At 45.7% G+C, this 24,381-nt stretch carries 25 protein-coding genes; 22 read left to right on the forward strand and 3 right to left on the reverse strand.

What is annotated here, in order from left to right; genetic code table 11:
• Positions 1-296 precede the first annotated feature (296 nt).
• Positions 297-2,189, reverse strand: coding sequence for an X-X-X-Leu-X-X-Gly heptad (locus QGT46_RS08810; RefSeq protein WP_148459285.1), 1,893 nt, complete (start codon positions 2,187-2,189; stop codon positions 297-299).
• Between the two features lie 2 nt (positions 2,190-2,191).
• Positions 2,192-4,276, reverse strand: coding sequence for an efflux RND transporter permease subunit (locus tag QGT46_RS08815; RefSeq protein ID WP_024728636.1), 2,085 nt, complete (start codon positions 4,274-4,276; stop codon positions 2,192-2,194).
• 182 nt (positions 4,277-4,458) lie between these two features.
• Between QGT46_RS08815 and QGT46_RS08820 the strand changes: the two genes are divergently transcribed.
• From QGT46_RS08820 to QGT46_RS08895, 16 genes are all read left to right on the forward strand, one after another.
• Complete coding sequence (locus QGT46_RS08820; RefSeq protein WP_024728635.1) at positions 4,459-5,058, forward strand: TetR/AcrR family transcriptional regulator; 600 nt, start codon at positions 4,459-4,461, stop codon at positions 5,056-5,058.
• 113 nt (positions 5,059-5,171) lie between these two features.
• Positions 5,172-6,587, forward strand: a complete 1,416-nt coding sequence (malQ, locus tag QGT46_RS08825; RefSeq protein WP_301590414.1) for a 4-alpha-glucanotransferase — start codon at positions 5,172-5,174, stop codon at positions 6,585-6,587.
• Positions 6,588-6,600: 13 nt separating this feature from the next.
• On the forward strand, positions 6,601-7,251 hold the full coding sequence (gene nth / locus QGT46_RS08830) for an endonuclease III (protein WP_024728633.1): 651 nt from the start codon (positions 6,601-6,603) through the stop codon (positions 7,249-7,251).
• A gap of 3 nt (positions 7,252-7,254) precedes the next feature.
• The gene (locus QGT46_RS08835; RefSeq protein WP_024728632.1) at positions 7,255-7,959 is read left to right on the forward strand and encodes a PolC-type DNA polymerase III; all 705 of its coding nucleotides are present in this window, start codon (positions 7,255-7,257) and stop codon (positions 7,957-7,959) included.
• Between the two features lie 135 nt (positions 7,960-8,094).
• A complete protein-coding gene (locus QGT46_RS08840) occupies positions 8,095-9,597 on the forward strand; it encodes a VanW family protein (protein ID WP_270431083.1) in 1,503 nt (500 codons plus the stop codon).
• 13 nt (positions 9,598-9,610) lie between these two features.
• The gene (locus tag QGT46_RS08845; RefSeq protein ID WP_301590418.1) at positions 9,611-10,612 is read left to right on the forward strand and encodes an AIR synthase family protein; all 1,002 of its coding nucleotides are present in this window, start codon (positions 9,611-9,613) and stop codon (positions 10,610-10,612) included.
• The gene (locus tag QGT46_RS08850; protein ID WP_024728629.1) at positions 10,609-11,091 is read left to right on the forward strand and encodes an Lrp/AsnC family transcriptional regulator; all 483 of its coding nucleotides are present in this window, start codon (positions 10,609-10,611) and stop codon (positions 11,089-11,091) included. Before QGT46_RS08845 ends, QGT46_RS08850 begins: the two co-directional genes overlap by 4 nt.
• The gene (locus QGT46_RS08855) at positions 11,091-12,251 is read left to right on the forward strand and encodes an aminotransferase class I/II-fold pyridoxal phosphate-dependent enzyme (RefSeq protein ID WP_024728628.1); all 1,161 of its coding nucleotides are present in this window, start codon (positions 11,091-11,093) and stop codon (positions 12,249-12,251) included. Before QGT46_RS08850 ends, QGT46_RS08855 begins: the two co-directional genes overlap by 1 nt.
• A 2-nt stretch (positions 12,252-12,253) precedes the next feature.
• On the forward strand, positions 12,254-12,754 hold the full coding sequence (locus tag QGT46_RS08860; protein WP_287519929.1) for a tRNA (cytidine(34)-2'-O)-methyltransferase: 501 nt from the start codon (positions 12,254-12,256) through the stop codon (positions 12,752-12,754).
• 6 nt (positions 12,755-12,760) lie between these two features.
• Complete coding sequence (locus tag QGT46_RS08865; RefSeq protein WP_301590421.1) at positions 12,761-13,480, forward strand: hypothetical protein; 720 nt, start codon at positions 12,761-12,763, stop codon at positions 13,478-13,480.
• A 52-nt stretch (positions 13,481-13,532) separates the two neighbouring features.
• Entirely contained in the window at positions 13,533-14,969 is a 1,437-nt protein-coding gene (gene proS, locus QGT46_RS08870; RefSeq protein WP_301590423.1) for a proline--tRNA ligase, read from the forward strand.
• 9 nt (positions 14,970-14,978) lie between these two features.
• Entirely contained in the window at positions 14,979-16,328 is a 1,350-nt protein-coding gene (locus QGT46_RS08875) for a CCA tRNA nucleotidyltransferase (RefSeq protein ID WP_301590426.1), read from the forward strand.
• Positions 16,325-17,122: a glycerophosphodiester phosphodiesterase family protein gene (locus QGT46_RS08880; RefSeq protein WP_148459291.1), complete on the forward strand. Its 798-nt coding sequence runs from the start codon at positions 16,325-16,327 to the stop codon at positions 17,120-17,122. Before QGT46_RS08875 ends, QGT46_RS08880 begins: the two co-directional genes overlap by 4 nt.
• A 58-nt stretch (positions 17,123-17,180) precedes the next feature.
• The gene (locus QGT46_RS08885; protein WP_301590428.1) at positions 17,181-18,233 is read left to right on the forward strand and encodes a D-alanine--D-alanine ligase family protein; all 1,053 of its coding nucleotides are present in this window, start codon (positions 17,181-17,183) and stop codon (positions 18,231-18,233) included.
• A gap of 2 nt (positions 18,234-18,235) precedes the next feature.
• Positions 18,236-19,054, forward strand: a complete 819-nt coding sequence (gene murI / locus QGT46_RS08890) for a glutamate racemase (protein ID WP_024728621.1) — start codon at positions 18,236-18,238, stop codon at positions 19,052-19,054.
• 9 nt (positions 19,055-19,063) lie between these two features.
• Complete coding sequence (locus tag QGT46_RS08895; RefSeq protein WP_024728620.1) at positions 19,064-19,516, forward strand: DUF1934 domain-containing protein; 453 nt, start codon at positions 19,064-19,066, stop codon at positions 19,514-19,516.
• Here QGT46_RS08895 and QGT46_RS08900 read toward each other — a convergent pair.
• Complete coding sequence (locus tag QGT46_RS08900; protein ID WP_301590432.1) at positions 19,442-19,963, reverse strand: phosphatase PAP2 family protein; 522 nt, start codon at positions 19,961-19,963, stop codon at positions 19,442-19,444. The genes QGT46_RS08895 and QGT46_RS08900 overlap by 75 nt on opposite strands.
• A 92-nt stretch (positions 19,964-20,055) precedes the next feature.
• Between QGT46_RS08900 and QGT46_RS08905 the strand changes: the two genes are divergently transcribed.
• The 6 genes from QGT46_RS08905 (at position 20,056) to QGT46_RS08930 (ending at position 24,254) form a co-directional block, all read left to right on the forward strand.
• Positions 20,056-20,484 (forward strand): GNAT family N-acetyltransferase, encoded by a 429-nt coding sequence (locus tag QGT46_RS08905; RefSeq protein ID WP_330625702.1) that lies wholly within the window; start codon positions 20,056-20,058, stop codon positions 20,482-20,484.
• Positions 20,485-20,489: 5 nt separating this feature from the next.
• A complete protein-coding gene (locus tag QGT46_RS08910) occupies positions 20,490-21,095 on the forward strand; it encodes a DUF4190 domain-containing protein (protein WP_024728617.1) in 606 nt (201 codons plus the stop codon).
• On the forward strand, positions 21,096-21,443 hold the full coding sequence (locus tag QGT46_RS08915; protein WP_024728616.1) for a DUF2752 domain-containing protein: 348 nt from the start codon (positions 21,096-21,098) through the stop codon (positions 21,441-21,443).
• Between the two features lie 359 nt (positions 21,444-21,802).
• Positions 21,803-22,246 carry a hypothetical protein gene (locus tag QGT46_RS08920; protein WP_301590436.1) on the forward strand — a complete coding sequence of 148 codons (444 nt, stop codon included), beginning with the start codon at positions 21,803-21,805 and terminating at the stop codon, positions 22,244-22,246.
• Positions 22,237-22,770, forward strand: coding sequence for a hypothetical protein (locus QGT46_RS08925; RefSeq protein WP_301590438.1), 534 nt, complete (start codon positions 22,237-22,239; stop codon positions 22,768-22,770). Before QGT46_RS08920 ends, QGT46_RS08925 begins: the two co-directional genes overlap by 10 nt.
• Positions 22,771-22,940: 170 nt before the next feature.
• Entirely contained in the window at positions 22,941-24,254 is a 1,314-nt protein-coding gene (locus QGT46_RS08930; RefSeq protein WP_301590440.1) for an O-acetylhomoserine aminocarboxypropyltransferase/cysteine synthase family protein, read from the forward strand.
• The last annotated feature ends 127 nt before the right edge of the window (positions 24,255-24,381 follow it).

Here is a 24,381-nt window from a genome sequence, read left to right on the forward strand (position 1 = left end):
AATACTCAAAACATCAAGCTCACCTTCTGTTGATTGTTCTAAATTTAATATTCTCAAACCAATTCGTGTTAAATTTTCAAGGTACAAACAAAATCAGATATTTATTAATGTGTCTTTTGACACCCTAATCATAGGAAAGTTCTACGACCTTCCCTATGAAATAAAAACGCTCCGCGGGCTGTGCACAGATGCATAAGGAAATTATTTGACTGCGTCAAATCGCATCTGGCACGCAAAGTTGCCAAGCCCCTCAAAGAGTGAGGGGTTGGGGAGATAATGTGGGCTTGCACAATTTGTCACTCGATTTCTTCTGTCTCGATCATAAATTTGACACTGCCTTTTGTGCCTTTTGCTTTTTTGGTGAAAGTCTGGTATTTATCTCCCTGTTTTACCGTGTCATTGATCCGGTCCAGAGTATTTTGGACGTCATGGTCCATGATGTTTACCAGACGCTGGATGCCGTCCTGGTTAAACTGAATCAGGCCCGTATTGAGCGTGTCGGCACCTGTGTACAATGCGTCTGTGCCGGAGGAAAGTTTGCTGCCGCCGGATGCCAGCGTGCCGGTGGCAGAGCTTAACTTTTTGCCGCCGGATGCTGCAGTGTGGATTCCCTGTCCGAGCTGGTTTGTTCCGGATACCAGATTACTCTGTCCGGATGACAGATCTCCGGCGCCTTTATTCAGTTTCACTGCCGCCGAACGGAGGCTGGATGCAGCAGTGGTCAGTTCTCTGGTGTCCAGGCTGTTTAATTTTTTAAAGGATGCCTGAGTGGACGGATCGCTCAGTTTCTGGATCAATGCCTTTGCGGGAGCTAAGGAAGAGGATAAAGCCTTGCTCTGCTGGTCGATGGTATCATTCTCATCCTTCATTTTGCCCTGGATGGCCTGCATGGTTCCAATTGCTGTTCTAATATCACCAACATCAGCGGAATCAGAAACTGTTCCTCTGCCGAGCATAGCGGTGAGGCTGTCGATCTGTCCCTGAAGTGCCTGGCTGTACTGGATGTTGGCGCTTTTGATAGTTTCAAAAGAGGAAGTAATGGAGTCCAGTCCGGAAGCAAGCTCCTGAAGTTTTTGCCGGCTCGGAAGGCTGCCGGTCAGAGACTTTATGTTTTCCAGTCCGGAGGCGAGCTCCTTCATCATAGATGGAAGAGACTTTGTTTTCTTCTCCAGTTCGCTGGTCCCTGCCTTTAGATCCTTGGTGCCTTTGCTGAGCTTTTTGGCACCGGAAATAAGATCATCCTTTTTATCATCCAGAGTATTTAAGCCTTTGGACAGTTCTTTGGTTTTCTTGTTGAGGACTGCGGTGCCGTTTTTCAGAGTTTTGGAAGCATCCCTCAGCTCCTTAACTCCTGAGAGCAGTTCCCCGGAACCGTTTACCAGTTTCTCTGAGGCATTGGAGAGGGTGGTCAGAGAATCATTCAGTTCATCAATCGTATCAACTTTATCCAGGCCGAACTCTGAGAGAGTGTCGGCAGAAGCCACGGTTGCGGTCACTGTCATCTGAAAGTCCTTCACATCTGCGGTAAATTCAAAGGAATCCGGAATATCAAATTTTTGGCCGATGGCACTGTCTTTCAGCTTCAGGCTGTCTGACAGTCCGGGGAATGCCACGCCCATGAGAATGTGTTTGCTGCCGTCGGAAATATCCCTGGCGTTTTCCATTTTTACGTTTGAGAAATGCTCTGTGGGCAGTATAACAGCGGTGATCATGGTAAACGGCGTATAGATCCCGTTATGTACATCATGGTTTGTAAACTCATAGCGCACCCGAACTTTTCCGCTCTTTCCTATCAAATCCTTCGGGCTGATTTCTCTGCCGTCCAGGTAATAAGTCACCTGCATGGAGACCGGAAGTTCTTTGTCAGTCTTTCCCTGATAATAGATGTCATTGCCGTTGGCGTCCCAGGTGATGCTGTGTTTGCTGCCCTTCTGAAAAGTCTCGTCGCCTTTCACATTTTCAATGTCATTTAAATCGGTAGCATCTTTGAGTTTTGCCGATTTCTTTTTGTTTTTCAGCCAGTCGCTGACAATGACAGTCTGTGTATTGCCTTCTGCGTCTGCCTTTACATAGACAGTTTCCTCTTTTTCCTGGGAATCGGCCGCATATACCGGAGCTGCGGCCATTGAAGCGCACAAAACCAGTGAAGCCGCCATGGCCAAAGCCTTGCTCAATGTCTTTTTCCTCATGTTTAGTCCTCCTTTATTTCCTGAATATGGCCCATGCCAAATGTTGTCCTGCAAATCAATTTATCAAATATCATAAACATCGCCGGAAGGATGCACACAACGCTGACCGTACTGATGACGGCTCCTCTGGCGAGCAGAGTGCAGATAGAGCTGATCATATCGATCTTGGAGTAAAGCGCTACTCCGAACGTTGCTGCAAAAAAGCTGAGTCCGCTTGTAATAATAGAAAGCATGGATGTCTCATGGGCGATACGGATGGATTTTCGTTTGGTATTCCCACGGATGCGTTCTTTCTGATAGCGGCTGGTCATAAGGATCGCATAATCGACGGTTGCACCCAGCTGAATGGTGCCTATGACAATGCTTGCCACGAAGGGCAGTTCCTCTCCCGTATAATATGGGATCGCCATATTGACGCAGATGGCAAATTCAATGACGGCTACCAGAATAACCGGAAGAGATGCCGATTTAAATACGATCATAATAATGATAAAAATGGCTGCGATCGATGCGATGTTGACATTGCGGAGATCCACATTTGTCACATCGGCAAGATCTTTTGTAAGGGGAGCTTCCCCGATCACCATAGATTCTTTGCTGTAACTTTTTACGATGGTATTGATCCTGGCGATCTGCCGGTTGACCTGATCGGTTGCTGTTTTGTAGTCAGAACAGATGAACTCCATCTCATAATGGGGGCTGATCAGATTCTCACTCACTGTGCCCGGGATCATATCGGTCGGGACTGCGGAACCTACCACGGAATCCATGCCCAGGACCCATTTGACTCCGTCTACCTGTTCGATCTTTTTCTGCATCTGAGACTTTTCCTTTGCAGACATGCCGGATTTTAGCATGACCATATGGATATTGCTCATATGAAAATCGTCGCTCAGTTTCTTATTTGCAACGTTGCTCGGAAGAGACTGGGGCAGTGATTTATCAATGTTATAGTAGATCTGTGTGTTGTTATTTCCGTAAACGGCAGGAAACAAAAGGATCAGAAAGATCAAAACCGCTGCTTTGTAATGCTTCGTGATAAAGTGGGAGGCATTGGACAGGTCCGGGATGATGGACTTGTGTGTCGTCTTGTCAATCCATTTATCAAAGATCAGGATCAGGGACGGCAGAAGCGTTACACAGCAGACAACACCGATGACCACACCTTTGGCCATGACAATACCGATGTTCATGCCGAGGGCAAAGGTCATAAAACAAAGTGCGGCAAAACCTGCAATCGTCGTAACGGAACTGCCCGCAACTGACTTAAAGGTGTTGGAAACCGCATGAGCCATGGCTCTTTGCTTATCATTGTCAAACCGTACCTTGTTATCTTCATAGCTGTGGAGCAGGAAGATGGAATAATCCATCGTCACCCCCAGCTGAAGGATCGCCGTCAGTGCTTTCGTTATGTATGAGATCTCCCCGAGGAAGATGTTGCTTCCAAGGTTATATAAGATCGCGATGCCGATGCTTGCCAGAAACAGAACCGGCGTCAGCAGGGATTCCATCGTGAGGCACAGCACGAGCAGAGACATCGCCGCAGCGATTACCACATAGATTGGCATCTCTTCCAGTGCCAGGTTTTTAATATCCGTGACGATTCCGGACATGCCGCTGATAAAACACTGTTTGCCTACTACGTGGCGCATCTGGCTGACCGCTTCCATCGTTTCGTCGGATGACGTGGTGTTGTCAAACAGGGCGATCATCATCGTCGCATTCTTGTTAAAGAAAACATTCCGGATTTTTTCCGGCAGCATTTCCTTTGGAAAAGTGGTGTCTGCCAGGTCGTCGTACCAGAGAACCTTTTTTACATGGTCCACTTTTTCAATTTTGTGTTTGATCTTCTGGACGTCTTTTACCTTGGCGTCTTCCACGACGACCATGGAGAAAGCCCCGGTTCCAAATTCATCTACCATGATGTCCTGACCCTTGACTGTCTCCAGTGAATTGGGGAGATAGCTCAGGATGTCATAGTTGATCCTGGTTTTGGAAATGCCGATCAGTGATGGGATCAACAGCAGAACGGAAAGCAGAACGATCAATTTCCGATGCTTTGCGATCCATTTTCCAAATTTAATCATAATCAGTCCTCCTAAATGAATGACCAAAAGTCATTTTTCTTATTAATGGTATACTATAGAAATGACTAAAAGTCAATAATTATCCAGAATAATCTTTCGGTTTTTGAAAAATATTGACTTATGGTCAGTTTAAAGTATAATTATGTTATAAGAAGGCAAAAGCAAAAGGGGGATACAAGCCAATGAGTAAAGTAGAAGAAAATAAAAAGAGAAAGAAAACAGCGCTTCTTGACACGGCATATCACCTTTTTACACAAAATGGTTATCAGAAGACATCGATCTCGGATATCGTGAGTCAGGCAGGGGTCGCCAAGGGGACATTTTATCTTTATTTTAAGGATAAGACCGATATCCGGTATAAGCTGATCGCACACCGGGCCGGACTGATTTTTAAAAAGGCTTACAGGGATCTGGAGAGAGCAAAGATCCGGCTGTTTGAAGACAAGATCGTGTTTTTGGCAGATAATATTATTGATCAGCTGTACCGGAATCCCACGCTCCTGAAACTGATCTCCAAACATCTGGGATGGGGCATCTTTAAAAATGCGATCAATGAACCAATGGACGGAGACTATGAAAATATATATGAAGCTTATATGAATCTGATGAAGGAATCCGGAAGGGAATTTGAGGAGCCGGAAACAATGATCTACCTGATCGTGGAATTGATTTCCGGAAGCTGTTACAATGCGATTCTGTTCGGACAGCCCGTTACATTGGAGCAATTAAAGCCGTTTTTGTATAAAACGATCCGCAGTATTATAAAAAATCATCAAAAATAGTACGATGTACGTTATTTTAAGCAAACAACCACAGGAAATCATGATATAATGAGGGATACGAAAACTGTTAATCAGATGATGAAACCCTCATCAGTAGTTATAAGGAGTAATGAATGAAATCTTGTGGTATTTTGCTGCCTATCTTCAGCCTGCCGTCTTCGTACGGCATCGGGTGCTTTTCTAAAGAAGCCTACCAGTTTGTAGACTTTCTGAAATCAACAGGCCAGTCTTACTGGCAGATCCTGCCTTTGGGTACGATCGGGGAAGGGAATTCTCCATATTTATCCTATTCAAGCTTTGCGGGAAGCGTCTTATATATTGACTTAAAGCAGCTCCAGGCAGAAGGCCTCCTGACTCCTGAGGAATGTGACAGCTGGGACTTTGCCGACGGCGAGGACAAAGTAGACTACGACAGAGTCTTTATGTCCAGGGAGATCCTGCTTTGGATCGCATACAGTCGGTTCCGGGGAGGAAAAGACTACGAAGATTTCAAACATGTCCATAAAGAGTGGCTGGATGATTTCTGCAGATATATGGATTTAAAACAGCCGGGAAAAGGGAGAGAGTATTTTTGCTTTGTCCAGTACAAATTTTTGAGCCAGTGGCTGAAGCTGAAACAGTACGCCAATGCAAACGGCATCAGTATCATTGGCGACCTGCCGTTCTATGTGGCAAAGGAAGGTGCCGATTTTCAGGCACATCCGCAAATGTTTCAGCTGGACGAACAGGGAGAGCCGAGAGTCCAGGGAGGATGCCCGCCGGATGCCTTTGCAGAAAACGGCCAGCTCTGGTCAAATCCTGTCTATGACTGGGACTATCACAGAAGTACAGGATTTGACTGGTGGCTGAAGCGGTTAAGCCACAATTTCCTATTGTATGATGTGCTGAGACTGGACCATTTCCGGGGCTTTGACGAATACTTTGTCATTCCGGCAGATGCCGAGACAGCAGCAGGCGGCAACTGGGAAAAAGGGCCGGGCCTAGATTTTTTCAAGACATTGAAAGAGAGGCTTGGGGATGTGAAGATCATTGCGGAGGATCTCGGTTTTCTCACAGATTCTGTGAGAGAGCTGCAAAAGGAGATCGGCTATCCGGGAATGAAGATACTGGAATTTGCCTTTGGGGCATGGGATGACAGTGCGTATCTGCCGCATAAATATGAAGAAAACTGTGTGGTTTATACAGGCACCCATGACAACGATACGGTCCTTGGGTGGTATGGAGACATGTCGGAGGCAGATAAGAATTTCCTGCATCACTATTTAGACCACAGCACGATCGTGCGCACCGGAGAGGTGAACCTGGATCTGATTTCTCTGGCTCTTGAGAGCAGGGGAAATACGGTGATCATTCCGCTTCAGGATTACCTGGGACTCGGGAGCCGGGCCAGAATCAATACGCCTTCCACTGTGGGGGACAACTGGGAATGGAGAGTCACAAAAGAACAGCTGAACAGTGAACTGAGGAAAACGATCCTCACGCTGCATGACCGATACCGGTCAGAAGAAACTATCGGAGGAAACTCATAAGGAGCAGAAACCTATGGCGAAAGTATCCAAAAGAGTAACAAAGGAACGAGTGAGAAAAATCTGTGATATTCTGAACGAGACTTATACGACAGAATACAAATGTTATTTAAACCATGAAAATGCATGGCAGCTTCTGATCGCGACCATGCTCAGCGCACAGTGTACAGATGCCAGAGTCAATATCGTAACAGAAAAGCTGTTTAAAAAATATACGAGTTTGGAGGCATTTGCCCGGGCAGATATCAAAGAACTGGAGAGAGATATTTATTCCACAGGATTTTATAAAAATAAAGCAAAAAACATCATCGGAGCCGCAGGTCAGATCATAGAGCGGCACGGAGGAGAAGTGCCGGAGAGCATTGAGGAGCTGACGGCTCTGGACGGAGTGGGAAGAAAGACCGCCAATGTGATCCGGGGAAATATCTTTCATGAGCCGAGCATCGTGGTGGATACTCATGTAAAAAGGATCTCCAAAAAATTATATCTGACGAAGAACGATGATCCGGTGAAGATTGAGTATGATTTGATGAAGGTGCTGCCGAAAGAGCAGTGGATTCTCTACAATATCCAGATCATTACCCACGGAAGAAACATCTGTATCGCCAGACGGCCGAAATGCGGAGAATGTACCCTTAAGAGTGTCTGCCCGTCATGTGAGGTATAGCCTATGAAAGAGTACGTTGCCTTTGATTTGGAAACCACAGGACTTTCCGTGGAGGAAGATCAGGTGATCGAGATCGGTGCGGTGAAGGTCAAAAATGGTAAGATTGCCGGAAAATACAACTGCATTATCTATCCGGAACGGGAAGTGTCGGATTTTATTATCCGGCTGACAGGGATTACCAGGAAGATGCTGGACGGCGGAATCCCCATGCGCGAAGGCGTGGAGGGCTTCCTCGCATTCAGCGAGGGTTATCCGGTGCTGGGACATAATCTGATGTTTGACTACCGGTTCATGAAGACTGCGGCAAAGAGATTCCATTATGCTTTTGAAAAAGAAGGGGTTGATACCCTCAGGGCCGCCCGACTGCTGCTTCGCGGGCTGGAGAGCAAAAAGCTTTCGAGCCTCTGTGAGCATTATCACTATGTCAATCAGGCGGCTCACAGGGCCTATGACGATGCATTGGCAACAGCAGTCGTATTTGAGTCCATGAAGAGAGAATTCGGAGAGGACCAGAAGGTCTTTGTTCCGGAACCGCTTCAGTACCGTCCCAAAAAACTCCAGATGATCACGGCAAAGCAAAAACGGTACTTGAACGAACTGAGGAAATATCATAAAATAGAGGATAACGGCAGCATAGACGGACTGACAATGAGTGAAGCTTCCAAGACAATAGACGAGATTATTTCAAAATATGGGGTGATGCGATGAAAAAGAAAAGAATGATCGCCGGGATCATAGCAATCCTTTTGGTGATTGTAATGGTCGGCACGACAGTGGCCGGTTATTTAATGGTGTAATAAGGACAACAATTTTGCAGACGCGAACATTTTAGGAAGGATAGGTATGTCAAAAAGAATGAAAGCCGGCATTGCTGCCGGGATTTTAGCCGTAATCTGCATTGGTGTATTTGTATATATCAGTCAGACGGTAAAAGGGGCTACCAAAGATAATAAAATAGTCCGGGGGGTTATATTTGAAGGAAAATCCCTTGGAGGAATGACGAAAGAAGAAGCAAAAAAAGAGATTGAAGATTATATACAGAAGGAACAGGCAAAAGATATTACATTTTATGTGGACGGCAAGAAAGCAGTGACGAAACTTTCGAAGACAGGCGTTACATGGGATGTGGAGAAAACAGTAAAAGATGCCTATGACGTGGGACGTTCGGGAAGCATTATAAACCGTTATTCCCAGGTAAAGAAAGACAGGACAGTCGTAAAGACCGAGCGCAGATACGACCAGAAGACATTTGACAAGGAACTGGATTCTGCCGCGAAAAAGATTCTCTCAGAGCCTAAAAATGCATCTTTAAAGAGAAAGAATGGAAAGTTTGTCATCATTAAAGAAAAGACAGGGTATGCGCTGGACAAAAAGAGTACGTTTAAGGCATACAAAAAGCAGGTTGAGGCGGAAAGCTTCAAAGTACCTCTGAAAGTCACAAGAAAAAAGGCGGAGTATACCAGCGAAGACATGGCGAAAGTCAAAGATAAGCTGGGGACAAAGACGACCTATTACGGATCTTCGGCACCGGGAAGAAAAGGAAACGTTGCCAACGGCGCAAAGATGATTAACGGAACGGTCGTGTATCCGGGAGAGACTTTTTCCGTGTACAAAGCGGTTTCTCCGTTTACGAGTGAGAATGGTTATTATCTGGCAGGTTCTTATGAGAACGGTCAGACAGTCCAGACTTATGGAGGAGGGATCTGCCAGGTATCTACGACACTTTACAATGCGGTGATCCGGGCAGAGTTAAAGATCAAAGAACGCCATCCTCACTCTATGACGGTATCCTATGTGCCGAGATCTGCCGATGCAGCCATCGCGGGAACCTATAAGGATCTGAAGTTTGAGAACCAGTATGATTTCCCTGTATATATAGAAGGAATTGCCGACGGTTCTAATATCACTTTCAGCGTCTACGGACAGAAAACCAATCCGGACCGACACGTGGAGTTTGTCTCTGAGACAACTTCTGTGAGAAACAGTTCCGGGGAGAAAGTGATCAAGGACCCGACACTGGAAGAGGGTAAACGGATCGTAGAACAGGTCGGACACACCGGCTACACTGCCAAGCTTTGGAAGATCGTCAAGGAAAAGGGCAAGAAGACACAGAAGATTCTGTTTAATACGTCCAGCTATATGGCGACTCCGAACACGGTGAGAGTAGGAACCAAAAAGAAGGATAAGGACAAAGACAAGAAGAAAAAAGACGCGGATAAGAAAAAGAAAGACAGCAAATCGACTGAAAAATCAACGGAGAAATCTACAGCAAAGAAAAAGACTCCTGCGAAGAAATCAACAGAGAAGAAGAGTACTCAGGCAACTCAAACATCCAAAGAGAATTGATCAGGGGAAAATCATGAAGATAGGAAAAATTCCGGAAGCCACATTAAAAAAAGTTATATTAGAACAGCTGGGAACGAAGCGGGGCGAAGTCCTGATCGGTCCCGGCATTGGAGAAGACTGTGCGGCATTGAAGCTTGAAGAAGGAGAGGTATTCGTACTCTCCACTGACCCGATCACAGGAGCGGCCAAAGAAGCGGGCAGGCTGGCAGTGCATATCACCGCCAATGACCTGATTTCTTCGGGAGCCGAACCGGTGGGACTCATGCTCACAGTCCTGCTCCCTCCGGAGACGAAGGAAAAAGAACTCAGGCAGCTGTCGGCCGAGGTACAGGAAGAGTGCGTAAAGCTTGGCATTGCAGTGATCGGGGGGCACACAGAGGTGACCGATGCGGTCAGGCAGCCCCTTATTTCTGTCACCGGAGTCGGCAAGGTGAAAGAGGAAGAACTTGTGTCCACCAGTGGCGCCGCGCCGGGGCAGGATATCGTGGTGACCAAATACATCGGCCTGGAAGGAACCGGTATCATAGCCAGGGAACGGGAGGAACTGTTAAAAGAACGTTTTCCGGAAGAGTTCCTTGACGAGGCGAAGGCCTGTCTTGAACAGGTTACGGTTGTCCCTGAGGGGAAGATTGCGCGGAAGTATGCCTCCTCTATGCACGATATTACAGAGGGCGGAATTTACGGTGCTCTCTGGGAAGTGGCCCAGGCCTCGGGCGTGGGACTGGAAGTTTCTATCGAGGATATTCCGGTCAGGCAGCATACGATCGAGCTGTGTGAGTTTTTTGATCTGAACCCGTACCAGCTGATCTCCAGCGGTTCCATGCTGATCGTTACGGATCACGGGAATGCTCTTGTGAGAGAACTGGAACAGGAAGGAATCAAGGCCTCGGTGATCGGCCGTACCACAGATTCTAATGATAAGATCATTTACAGACAGGGTAAGGCGGCAAGCCTGGAAGCTCCGAAACAAGACGAATTGTATAAGATAGGAGAGAGATCATGGATCAAGAGCTGAGAGAATCAATATTAAAATTAATAGAAAAGAACAGCCGTCTGGACTTAAAAGAGCTGGCGGTTCTTCTTGATTCTACGGAAGTAGACATAGCCAATGAAATTGCCGAGATGGAAAAGGAACACATCATCTGCGGTTATCACACGCTGATCAACTGGGACCACACGAGCCGGGAACAGCTGACTGCCATGATCGAGGTAAAAGTGACACCGCAGAGGGGAGAAGGCTTTGACAAGATCGCAGAGCGTATCTACAATTTCCCGGAAGTAAAAGCGCTGTATCTGATGTCGGGGGCCTATGATTTCATGGTCATGCTGGAAGGAAAGACAATGAAGGAGATCTCTATGTTTACTTCATCAAAGCTGGCTCCTCTGGAGGCGGTATTAAGTACGGCCACTCACTTTGTCCTTAAAAAATATAAGGACCACGGAACGGTGCTGGAGGCAAAAAAAGCAGATAAAAGACAGGCGGTGACTCCATAATGAAAGATATGCTGTCTAAAAAGGCCGTGATGCTGGAACCCTCCGGCATCCGGAAATTTTTTGATATTGTGAGCGAGATGCCGGAAGCGATTTCACTGGGTGTTGGAGAGCCGGATTTTGACACTCCGTGGCGGATCAGGGAAGAAGGTATTTATTCTCTTGAGAAGGGCAGGACATTTTATACATCCAATGCCGGACTTGTTGAACTCAGAGATGAGATCTGCAGATATTTAAAAAGAAAATATCACATGCGCTACCGCAATGACGAAGTGATTGTTTCAGTGGGCGGAAGCGAAGGGATCGATGTGGCTCTGAGGGCAATTTTAAACCCGGGTGATGAGGTGATTGTGCCTCAGCCATCATTTGTCTGCTATGTGCCGTGTGTCATTATGTCCGACGGGATCCCGGTCACTGTGGAGCTTAAAGAGGAAGATAAGTTCAAGCTGACGAGAAAACAGCTTGAGGAGGTGGTGACAGATAAGACAAAAGCCATTATCATGTCGTTTCCGAATAATCCTACAGGCGCTATTATGACGAAAAGAGATCTGGAGCCTATCGCCGATTTTGCGAAAGAACATGATCTGCTGGTGATTTCCGATGAGATCTATTCCGAGCTTACATACGGGCACAGGCATGTCAGCATCGGTGCGCTTCCGGATATGAAGGAAAGGACCATCGTCATCAACGGTTTCTCCAAAGCATTTGCCATGACCGGATGGAGGCTGGGCTATGCTGCGGCTCCGAAAGTCATCATGGAGCAGATGGTGAAGATTCATCAGTACGGTATCATGGCGGCGCCGACTACGAGCCAGTACGCAGCGGTGGAGGCACTCCGAGCCTGTGATGATGAGGTGGAGGAGATGAAAAATTCCTATAACCAGAGGAGACGCTATCTGCTTCACCGATTCCGGGAACTGGGACTCGATTGTTTTGAGCCGGAAGGGGCATTCTATGCATTTCCGTGCATCAAGGAATTCGGTATGAGTTCGGAGAAGTTCGCCGAGGAACTGCTGAAGGAACAGAAGGTGGCCATCGTGCCGGGAACAGCTTTCGGCGCCTGCGGAGAAGGATATTTGAGAGTATCCTATGCGTATTCCATCGACGAGCTGAAAGAAGCCCTGAACAGGCTTGGCACATTTATTGAGAAGCTAAGGAGATAATCATGCTGCATATTGTTCTGCATGAGCCGGAGATGCCGGCCAACACTGGAAATATCGGAAGGACATGCGTTGCCTGCGGCGCGGTCCTGCATCTGATCGAACCGCTGGGATTTAAACTGAATGAAAAGATGATCAAAAGGGCAGGGCTGGACTACTGGGAGCACCTGGATGTGAGGACCTATGTGAATTTTGAAGATTTTCTTGAGAGAAATCATCATCCTAAAATTTACATGGCAACTACGAAATCCAGGCAGACCTATGGAGATGTTACTTATGAGGGAGCGGATGAAGATGTCTTTCTGATGTTCGGCAAGGAGAGTGCCGGCATACCGGAAGAAATCCTGCTTGATTACAAGGAGACGGCAGTCAGGATTCCGATGCTTCCTGAAATCCGTTCTCTGAACCTGTCAAACTCTGTGGCGATTGTCGCCTATGAGGTGCTGAGACAGCAGGGATTCGGCCATTTCCAGAGAGAAGGACAGCTGCACCGCTACGAGTGGTAGGAAAGAATGAAATTCAGGGATATTTGGGAATTAGCGAAGACAAGGGCGAAAGACAGCCTCTACACTTTGGTTATAATTGAAGTCATTATTATAATGATCGTCATGGGTCTTCAAACATGGAAAATAGGCTTAGTAATGTTGTTCCCTTTTCTGGCGCCTGCATTGCTGATACAAATTTCAAAACAGCTGCTGATGTTCATTTTTTGGACAGGAAATATTTTTGCTTGTATGATGACAGCTATGGGTGTGGAAGCGAACGTAGAATATATCTTTTATGTATTTCAGAATAAGTCAAAAGGAATCTTATGGCTGCTTCTGAGAAAAGTTTTAATGATGAATGTGTATTTGCTTTTGTTTTCTTGTACTGCCGATATTTTAAACATAACACTATATCTGAAGTCATCATATTGGTCATTAATTGAACTCATACTGGCTGTCATCGTCGTAGAGCTGCGTTATTTTCCCGCATTATATTTACTTCTGGACGGGGAAGAGCAGAACTGCGGTCCGGCAGTGCGGCGGGGAATCAGCATGATGCATGGTAATTACTTGAGATTAATCACGTTTTGGCTGTTTATCGGTCTGCTGTTCCTGGGAGTGGGCGTTCTGGTGGTCGCTCCATGGGTTCAGGTTTCTCTGGCCACTTTTTATATGGAATTAAAGCAGCAGGAAAAGATAAGAATACGCAGTAAGACGGAAGATGACATCAGACAGGGCAGTACATGAGAAATAAAAAGATATTTTAAATAAATTAAGAGATAAGAAGGAGATCAATCACATGGCAAAAGAAAAGAAGCTGGTGGAAGCCATCACTGCAATGGATGAAGACTTTGCACAGTGGTATACCGACGTTGTAAAAAAGGCAGAATTAATTGAATATTCCAGTGTAAAAGGATGCATGATCCTCCGCCCGAACGGTTACGCTATATGGGAAAATATCCAGAAGGTGCTGGATACCATGTTTAAAGAAACCGGGGTGGAAAATGTGGCAATGCCGATGTTTATTCCGGAAAGCCTTTTGGAGAAAGAAAAGGACCACGTGGAAGGCTTCGCGCCGGAAGTGGCGTGGGTGACTCACGGAGGGAATAAGAAGCTCGAGGAGCGTCTCTGTGTAAGGCCGACTTCTGAAACTCTGTTCTGTGATTTTTACTCTAATATCATCCAGTCTTACAGGGATCTTCCGAAACTATATAACCAGTGGGTTTCCGTAGTACGCTGGGAGAAGAGTACCAGACCGTTTCTGCGCACCTCTGAGTTTTACTGGCAGGAAGGACACACGGCCCATGCGACGGCGGACGAGGCTGAGGAGCGCACAGTCCAAATGCTAAATATGTACGCAGATTTCTGTGAAAAATATCTGGCAATTCCGGTTGTCAAAGGACAGAAGACGGAGAAAGAAAAGTTCGCAGGAGCCAATGCGACTTATACGATCGAAGCACTGATGCATGACGGAAAGGCTCTTCAGTCAGGGACAAGCCATAACTTCGGTGACGGGTTTGCAAAGGCATTCGATATTCAGTATACTGATAAGAATAACAAACTTCAGTATGTCCATCAGACATCATGGGGCATGTCCACACGTATTATCGGGGCAATCATTATGGTCCACGGCGACGATTCAGGGCTCGTGCTGCCTCCGAAAATCGCGCCGGTTCAGACGATGATCGTGCCGATCATGCAGAAGAAGGAAGGAGTTCTTGAAAAAGCAGAAGAGATCAGAGAACGTCTTTCTAAAAACTATAAAGTAAAAGTAGACGATTCCGACAAGAGTCCGGGATGGAAGTTCAGTGAACAGGAAGTTCAGGGAATCCCGACCAGGATTGAGATCGGACCGAAAGATATCGAAAAGAACCAGGCAGTGATTGTGCGCCGCGATACGAGAGAAAAAGTCTTTGTTTCCCTTGACGAGATCGAAACAAAGCTTTCAGAGGTGCTTGACCAGATGCAGAAAGACATGCTGGAACGGGCTAAAAAGCATTTAGAGGAGAATACTCACGAGGCAGGAAACTGGAATGAGTTTACGGAGATCATTGAAAAGCAGCAGGGCTTTGTTAAAGCAATGTGGTGCGGGGAAACCGAGTGTGAAGAAGCCATCAAGGACGAGACAGGAGCTACAACCAGATGTATGCCTTTTGTACAGGAACATCTCGGGGACGTGTGTGTGCACTGCGGAAAACCGGCTAAGAAGATGGTTCTTTTCGGAAAAGCATATTAAAGGAATTTTATGTTTAAGATTGTGATACCTGAAAAAGCAAAACAGATCATAAATCAGCTGGAACAGGCCGGCTACGAAGCATATGTCGTAGGCGGCCCGGTCCGGGACTGCATTTTGGGGAAATGTCCTATGGACTGGGACATTACCACATCCGCATCTCCTTACCAAGTAAAGGAGATTTTTTCATATACGATCGATACGGGAATTGCTCACGGTACGGTGACAGTCATGATGGGAAAAGAACCATTTGAAGTGACCACTTACCGGGTGGATGGAGAATACAAAGACCACAGAAGGCCGGAGGAAGTCTGTTTTACTAAATCCCTGAAAGAAGATCTGCTGAGAAGAGATTTCACCATCAATGCCATGGCATACAATGACAGGGACGGACTGATCGATTATTACGGCGGAGCGGAGGATCTCAAAAAGAAGACCATCCGCTGTGTGGGGGATGCCCGCAGACGTTTTGATGAGGATGCGCTCAGGATTTTGAGAGCACTGCGTTTTCAGGCACAGCTTGGATTTGTGATAGAAGAAGAGACAAAGCAGGCCATACAAAAACAGGCGAAGTTCTTAAAAGAAATCAGTGCAGAGAGGATTCAGACGGAGCTCACAAAGCTTCTCCTGTCCGATCACCCGGAAACGATCCTTGACGCATATGATCTGGGAGTTACAAAAGTGGTGCTCCCGGAATTTGACCGGATGATGGAGACACCTCAGAACAACCCCCATCACTGCTATAACGTAGGAGTTCATACGGTGGAGGCTTTAAAAAATACTGAGCCTGACCATATTCTGCGGTGGACTATGCTGCTCCACGATGTGGGAAAGCCTGAAGCCAGAGTCGAGGGAAAGGTAAAAGACAGCTTTCAGGGGCATAATATCATCGGAGAAGAGATGTCCAGGAAGATTTTGAGAAGGCTGAAATTTGACAACCAAACGATAAAGCAGGTGACCAGACTTGTATACTGGCATGATGTACGGTTCGCTTCTTTGGGTGAAGTCAATAAAAAGACTGTGAGACGCTGGGCCAGCAGGATTTCTGTGCCGCTGTTTGAAAAGCTTGTAAAAATCCAGCAGGCAGATATATCAGCCCAGAGCACTTTTATGCAGGAAGAAAAGCAGCGGATCCTTGACAGTACGAGACTGCTGTTTGAGGAAATCAAAGAGGAAAAGGACTGTCTTCAGGTGAAGGATCTGGCCCTTGACGGAAAGGATCTGATCAGTCTGGGAATGAAACCCGGCAAAGAAATAGGAGAAATGCTGACAGGACTCTTAGAACTTGTGCTGGAAGATCCGGCCCAAAATAAAAGAGAAGTATTGGAGCAGGCTGTCAGGGAGAAGAGAGGAGAGCTATGATCATACTTGTGATTCCGTTTTGTATTTTTCTTTACCTGTATATGATCTATCCGGGGAAGCCGAGAAAGCATCCGGTGCTGGAAACAAAATGCTTTGCACACCGGGGACTCCACGGTTTTGACGGGATACCGGAAAACTCCATGGCGGCTTTCAGGAATGCGGTCGTTTACGGATACGGGATTGAACTGGATGTACAGCTTACCAAAGATGATGTGATGGTGGTCCATCATGATTACGATTTGAAAAGAACCTGCGGCGTCAATAAAAAGATCCGTGATCTGACTTATCGGGAGCTTAAGAGATATTCTCTGATGGAGACAAAAGAACGGATTCCACGGTTTGCGGATGTGCTGGCTTTGGTAGACGGAAAGGTGCCGCTCCTGGTGGAACTGAAAATGGAGCACTGCGACCGGAAACTCTGCCGGCTGGCGGCGGAAGCACTGGATCAGTACCGGGGACTTTACTGTATGGAGTCCTTTCATCCGTTTGCACTGTTCTGGTTCAGACTAAACCGTCCGGAAGTCATACGCGGGCAGCTGTCCATGAATTTCAGAAAAGATCGTCATAGGGGGAATCAGCTTGCCTTCTGGGCAGAGCAGAATCTTTTGACGAATTTTGCGGCCAAACCGGATTTTATTGCATACAAATATATTTACTGGGAGGAGCCGTCCCTGAGGCTATGTCGGAAGATTTCCGGTATTCCGGTCTATGGATGGACTTTCCGGAGCAGAGAGGAATATGAAAAGTACCGCAGAAAGTTTTATGGATTTATTTTTGAAAAGTTTATGATATAATGTACGCGGAGCGTGAATATGATAACATTGCGCACTCGGAAGGAGATGTAAGTCAGATATGAAGAAAAATATCGCTGTGATCTTCGGGGGAAGATCCTCCGAACATGAGGTATCCTGTGTTTCGGCTGCCACAGTCATACGAAGCCTGGATGAAGAAAAGTATAATGTGATTTTAGTGGGGATAACAAAAGACGGCCGCTGGCTGCTTGTGGATAAATTAAAAGATATTGAGGACGGAAGCTGGAGAGAATCCAGGGTGAATGCGATCATCTCTCCGGATACGGAAGACAGGGCATTGGTACTCCTCGCAGAGGGTACATACCGGCTGCAGCCTGTGGATGTAATTTTCCCGGTGCTTCACGGTTTAAACGGAGAGGACGGAACGATCCAGGGACTGTTTGAGATGGCCCGGATTCCGTATGTGGGATGCGGAGTATTGGCTTCTGCAGTATCGATGGATAAGGTTTATACAAAGATTATCGTGGAGGATCTTGGAATCCGGCAGGCCCGGTTTGTCCATATCCGCAGGAGCGATCTGGACCAGATGGAGGATGCTCTTGACAGGGCGGAGGCAAAGCTTTCTTATCCGATGTTTGTGAAACCTTCCCGTGCAGGGTCTTCCGTGGGAGTTTCCAAGGCTGAGGACAGGGAAGGGCTTTCAAAGGCACTGTTAAAGGCCGCTGAACATGACCGCAATATTTTAGTGGAAGAGACTATCGTGGGAAGGGAAGTGGAATGTGCAGTCCTCGGAGGAAAAGAGATAAAAGCTTCCGGTGTGGGAGAAATTCTGGCCGCTGCCGATTTCTATGATTATGATGCTAAATATAACAACGAAGAATCAAAGACCCTGATCGATCCTCCGATGTCGGAAGAAACGAGAGAGGAGATCCGGAAATCCGCAGCTGATATTTTTAAGGCGGTGGACGGATACGGGCTTTCCCGTGTGGACTTCTTTATTGCAGAGGACGGGCAAGTAGTATTTAATGAGATCAATACCCTTCCCGGCTTTACGTCCATCAGCATGTATCCGATGCTCTGGGCGGCACAGGGAATCACAACTCCGGCCCTTGCAGACGAACTGATCCGTCTTGCGGAAGAAAGGTTTGAATAGAAATGAGCAATGTACATGACAATGCACCCATCGGAGTGTTTGACTCAGGGGTCGGGGGGCTTACCGTAGCCCGGGAGATCATGAGACAGCTCCCCGATGAGAGCCTGATCTATTTCGGCGATACGGCCAGGGTGCCCTATGGTACGAAGTCGAAAGATACGGTCATCCGTTATTCCAGGCAGATCGTGAATTTCTTGCTGAGCAAAAATGTAAAGGCTATCGTGATAGCCTGCAATACGGCCAGCGCCCTTGCCATGCACAAGCTCCAGCAGGAATATATCGTTCCCATGATCGGCATGGTGCGTCCGGGGGCCGTTGCGGCTGCCAGGGCCACGAAGAATCACCATATCGGCATCATTGGGACCAATGCCACTGTAAAGAGCGGCCAATATGGGAAGTATTTAAGGGAACTGAATCCGGATGTAACAGTGGTGACAAAAGCCTGTCCTCTGTTCGTGCCTCTCGTGGAAGAGGGACTGATCGACGACAGGATCACAGAAGATATGGTATCCAGATATTTGAGGGAGTTTGACCAGTATCAGATCGATTCCCTGATCCTTGGATGTACTCACTATCCTCTGCTTCAAAATCCTATCAAAAATTTTGTGGGCGACGATGTGACTTTGATTAATCCTGCCTACGAGACGGCAAAATCCCTGAAGGAACTGCTGAGAGAAAGGGAGATGGAAGCGGAAAGCGGCCATACAGCTGAGTATCATTATTATGTCAGCGATATGGAAGACCAGTTTTTGAGTTTTGCGGACCGGGTTCTGCCCTGTCATGTGGAAAAAGTACACCCTATAGATATTGAAAGGTATTAGAGGAGACAAATGAACAAAGAAGTGATTATCAATATTTCCGGTCTTCAGCTGGATGCCGGCACGGAAGAACCCATCGAATTGATGACGACAGGGGATTATTATCTGAAAAATGGAAAGCACTATGTCATATATGATGAGCTGACCGATGATTCCCAGGTCGTAAAAAACCGTCTCAAGATCAGCCCGAAAATCGTGGAAGTAACAAAAAAGGGAGCCAGCAGCTCCCATATGGTATTTGAGCGGGGAAAAGAAAACCTCACTTATTATGACACTCCTTTCGGAAGTCTTCTGCTTGGGATTAACACAAGCAAGATCGACTTTGAGGAGAAAGAGGACAGTATGGCGCTGCACATCGACTACGGACTGTCCATCAACTCAGATCATGTTTCAGACTGCTCCATCGACGTGTCCATTGCGTCCAAACAGCCGGAAAACAGAGACTGCACAGACAGTGCCCAGTAGGATTCCGCCGAGGACATCGGTTGGAAAATGTACATACAGATAGAGCCTGCTGAACGCGATCAGTGCTGCCAGGACAAAAGCTGGGATTCCCAGCTTTTTGTTGTATAAAAACAAGTATACGGCGGCACAGAAAGAAGAAGCCGTGTGACCGGACGGGAAAGAATACTGGCCCGGAGGCGGGATCAGCAGTTCGATATCCCGGTGAGTAAAAGGTCTCGCCCGGCCTGCGAGAGGTTTGATGATATGATCTCCCAGTATGTAAGTGACCAGCATGGCAATGAGCATGCCGACACCCGCTTTTCTGTATTTTTTTGTGAACGAAAGGATAACCGCGATCAGAATCCATATCGTGCCCGCGTCGCCTAAATGTGTGATCCTGGAGAAGAAATCATCCAGGAACGGGGTTCTTAAATGTGTTTGTATAAAGTTGAGTATTTCAAAATCCATAAAGTCTCCTCACTTTTTTACTAAATTATATCACAAAACCCGGCTTCGTGTTATAATATCAAAATGAATTACAACAGATAGAAGGAATGAAGATGATTACACTAGTTGCAAATAACATCGGAGTGGATACCTACCTTTGGCTCAGGGAAGCTGTAGGCTTTAAAAAGCTCTCAAGAACTCAGGCCGTGAAGGCGCTGAAAAACAGTCTTTATGTGGTGGCGGCCTATGCGGATGACAGGATCGTCGGCATGGGAAGGATCGTAGGGGACGGAGCGGTCATCTGCTATATTCAGGATCTCATGATACACCCGGACTACCAAAAGGCCGGAGTGGGGAGCAAACTGATTGAGAATCTGGTTGCTTTCGTGGAGAGTATCAGGGAGGATGATACGGAGATGATGCTGGATCTGATGTGTGCAAAGGGAAGAGAAGCCTTTTATGAGGCCCATGGTTTTATTTCCAGACCCAACGAGAGTCTGGGACCCGGCATGATAAGATACCTAAATGAAAGGAGAGCATAAAATATATGGAAGAGAAGAGATATGACCCTTATACGGGAGAAGAGATCAAACAGCCGGCGGAGGAAGAGTGCATTCAGGAAGAGACTGAGGCCGGGAGTGCAGCCGAAGCGGAGCAGAACCAGAATCAGACTGCTTCATCCGATACGATTGTAGTCGGTGAGAGCGGATACTATTATCAGGAGAACCGGCAGGCTGATTACCGATATCAGGGAGGCCAGACCGGCGGACCGGCATATCAGAGTCAGGAAGAGCCGCCTCAAAACAACTATGCAACGGTCTCTCTTGTACTTGGAGTCTTGGCGATAGCCCTGGCCTGCTGCTGTTTCCCGGTGTCATTTGTCCTCGGCATCGTTGCGATCGTATTATTTTGTATTTCCCCGAAATACATGGGAAAGAAGGACGGCAAGGCTGTGGCAGGTCTGATCTGCGGCATCTGTGGGCTGGTCCTCTCCATCATGATCACTGTCTTTGTGGCTGTAAATCTTGCAAGCGACGATTACGAAAGCTACATCAACAAGTATGATACCCATGACACCAATTCTGACGATGATGATATCTGGGATGATACGGACGATGTAGATACAAGCGACAACTGGGACGAAGAAATCTAAATGATGCAGAAGATCTGGAGATTCATCCCAACATTTCCATGTATATTTAAACTGGCCACCAACCTTTACTGCCCCGCCTGCGGAGGGACCAGGGCAGCACTGGCTTTTTTAAGACTTGATTTTTTGACATCGCTGAAATGCAATCCAACGTTTACCTATCTTGTCTTAATTGCAGGGTGGCTTGCCGTCGGGGCAGCGGTCAGGAAAACCGGAAAGGGAACCGGAGAGATTTTTCGGTTCCGTATGTGGATGCTGTATGTGGGACTGGCGATATTTTTTGGATTTGGAATACTCAGAGATATCGGACTGTATTTTTATCATTATGATTATTTGGGAGATTTTTATTAATTAAACTTGTGGTATATCGAAAGCAGTGCGGATACGAAAAAGATTCCGGCACTGCTTTTTTTATTTGTTTATGAATGATGTATACTTAGAAATAGACAAGAGACGGCAAAATCATCAATTTTTATATTCTAAAAGACAAAAATGAAGTGGTCAAGTTAAAATTTCCAGAAAGTTTAATTATGAAATAAAACTTAGAAGTTATTAAAAATTGTAATAGAAGATTAAAATAATAATACATTTTAGACGATTAAAATATTATCTAAATTACAGAAATATAAAAAATTGAATATAAATAGAAAATATATTGACAACTACATATATAGATGATAATGTTCAGATATATTAGGAGGAGGATAAATATGGATAGAAAAAGCTTAGGGAATCATATATGTTGGAGTTTCGTATTTATTATATTTTGTTATGCATTTGGTAGATTATATTCATTTATTGCAGATGGATTCTTAATAGAAAGGAAACTACAATATATTACAATTGCAATGATTTCTAAACCGGTTATGTATCTTATATTAGGGTTAATGTTTGGGATTTTGCTATATTTGGAGATATTAAAACCCGTTTCAAAAAAGCAAATGGTGATTGAAATGTTTATTGTAGAAATTCCAATTTTAACAACGGTATTAAACGAATTTGTAAGAGACATATTGGTAAATTATGGAATTCAAGTTGGGCGTGTTTTAGATAAACCGTTTCGTTCTGCAAGGTTAATTGCTGTAACATATGTTTTTTTATTATTCATTGTAAGAAGAAAACTGTTGTCCCGAAAGGAGGAATTATGCGATTGAGGAAAAAGAGTTGGTGTGTAGTGATGTTAAATGTTGGAATGTTATTCCCAACAATGGTGTATGGCAATGATAATTGCTTAACTAAAGATAATATTGAGACATCAGAAGTAGTCTCAGTTGAAAGAATTGAGAATGATAGGTTCTTAAGTGAAGTAAATTCAATACAAAAAGTGACTTCTGAAAAACTGAAATATCTTAGTCAATTTGCAGACATTCAAATTACAGAGTATGAAGACAATAGAGTTGAGTATTCTCTTATTCCCAAAAGACCTGAAAGAATAGAGACTTACAATAATGGGGAGCAGTTAAGCGAGTATGAAATGGTGAAGTTGACAGCAGTACCCAGCAATCAAAATGTAGAGATTGATTTAAATAGTGCAAAAAAAGCTTCTTATAGCTTTCAAGAAGGTGATGATGTACAAGAAACTATTACAAAGAAGCATTCAGATGTCAGATTAAGAGGAACATATAATTATACAGAAGGTATAGCAAAAGAACCAGGAGCTAGAGTTAAAGTTGCGTAGTACTCATATCTCCTTGTTTATACTAAATAAATATCCCGAATTTTCAAAATGTTTCATAAAGCAGATATTAAATAAATAAAATTCCAATTTCCTATTGACTTTATATGAAATGCTTTTTATAATACAACAAAACAATTCATAGCAATCATATAGGAAAAGGAGACAAAACCATGTATCAGAAGAAATCCAGAGAGGAAAGAAATTTAAAATTTGAAACACTGCAGCTGCATGTTGGGCAGGAGCAGGCTGACCTGACCACTGATGCCAGGGCGGTTCCCATTTACCAGACGTCCTCTTATGTGTTCCACAACAGCGAACATGCGGCGGCCCGGTTTAACCTGAGTGATGCGGGAAACATTTACGGCAGACTGACCAATCCAACCCAGGATGTATTTGAACAGCGTGTAGCAGCCCTGGAAGGAGGAACGGCGGCACTTGCTACCGCATCCGGCGCAGCAGCTATTACATATACTATCCAGAACCTTGCACAAAATGGAGATCATATTGTTGCGGCAAAAAATATTTATGGCGGAAGCTATAATCTTTTGGCCCACACGCTGCCGGAATTCGGAGTGGAAACAACCTTTGTGGACATTTTTAAGGACGGAGCCGTGGAAGCCGCCGTCAAAGAAAATACAAAGGCAGTCTTTATTGAAACATTGGGCAATCCCCATTCAGATGTGGCGGATATTGAGAAGATGGCAGAGATTGCACACAGACATCGGATCCCACTTGTGATTGACAATACATTCGGGACTCCTTATCTGATCCGGCCTATCGAGTACGGAGCTGACATCGTTATACATTCGGCAACCAAGTTCATCGGAGGACATGGAACTGCCATCGGAGGAGTCATTGTAGACAGCGGCAATTTTGACTGGGAGGCATCCGGGAAATTCCCTTCCCTAACAGAACCAAATTCAAGCTATCACGGAATCAGCTTTACGAAAGCAGCGGGCAGAGCCGCATTTGTCACAAAGATCCGTGCTATTTTGCTTAGAGATATGGGGGCAGCACTGTCTCCGTTTCATGCATTTTTGTTTCTCCAGGGATTGGAGACCTTGTCTTTGAGGGTGGAGCGGCATGTGGAAAACGCGCTGAAAACAGTGGAATTTTTGAGCCGGCATCCCCAGGTAGAAGCAGTGCATCACCCGTCTGTCACACAGGACAGAGAACAAAAGAGATTATATGAAAAATATTTTCCAAACGGAGGAGGTTCAATCTTTACATTTGAGATCAAGGGGGATGACAGGACGGCGAAAGAGTTTATCGACAATCTGGAGATCTTTTCCCTGCTGGCCAATGTGGCCGATGTGAAATCCCTGGTGATCCATCCGGCGTCCACAACCCACTCACAGCTGAATGAGGAAGAATTGAAAGAACAGGGATTAAAGCCCAATACTATCCGCCTTTCCATCGGAACGGAGAATATAGACGATATCCTTGAAGATTTGAGTGAAGCTTTTAAGGCAGTTCAAAAATAGAAAAATCTGCAGAAAACGATGTCTGCTCAGGCTTTATAAAGCCATGCAGGCATCGCTTTTTCTGTATAGACAGAGAAAATCGAACATGATAAAATTGCTTTAATGTATTACAGGAATAAAGGAGAAG

This window comes from Anaerostipes faecis (assembly GCF_910574135.1).
Taxonomy (GTDB): domain Bacteria; phylum Bacillota; class Clostridia; order Lachnospirales; family Lachnospiraceae; genus Anaerostipes; species Anaerostipes hominis.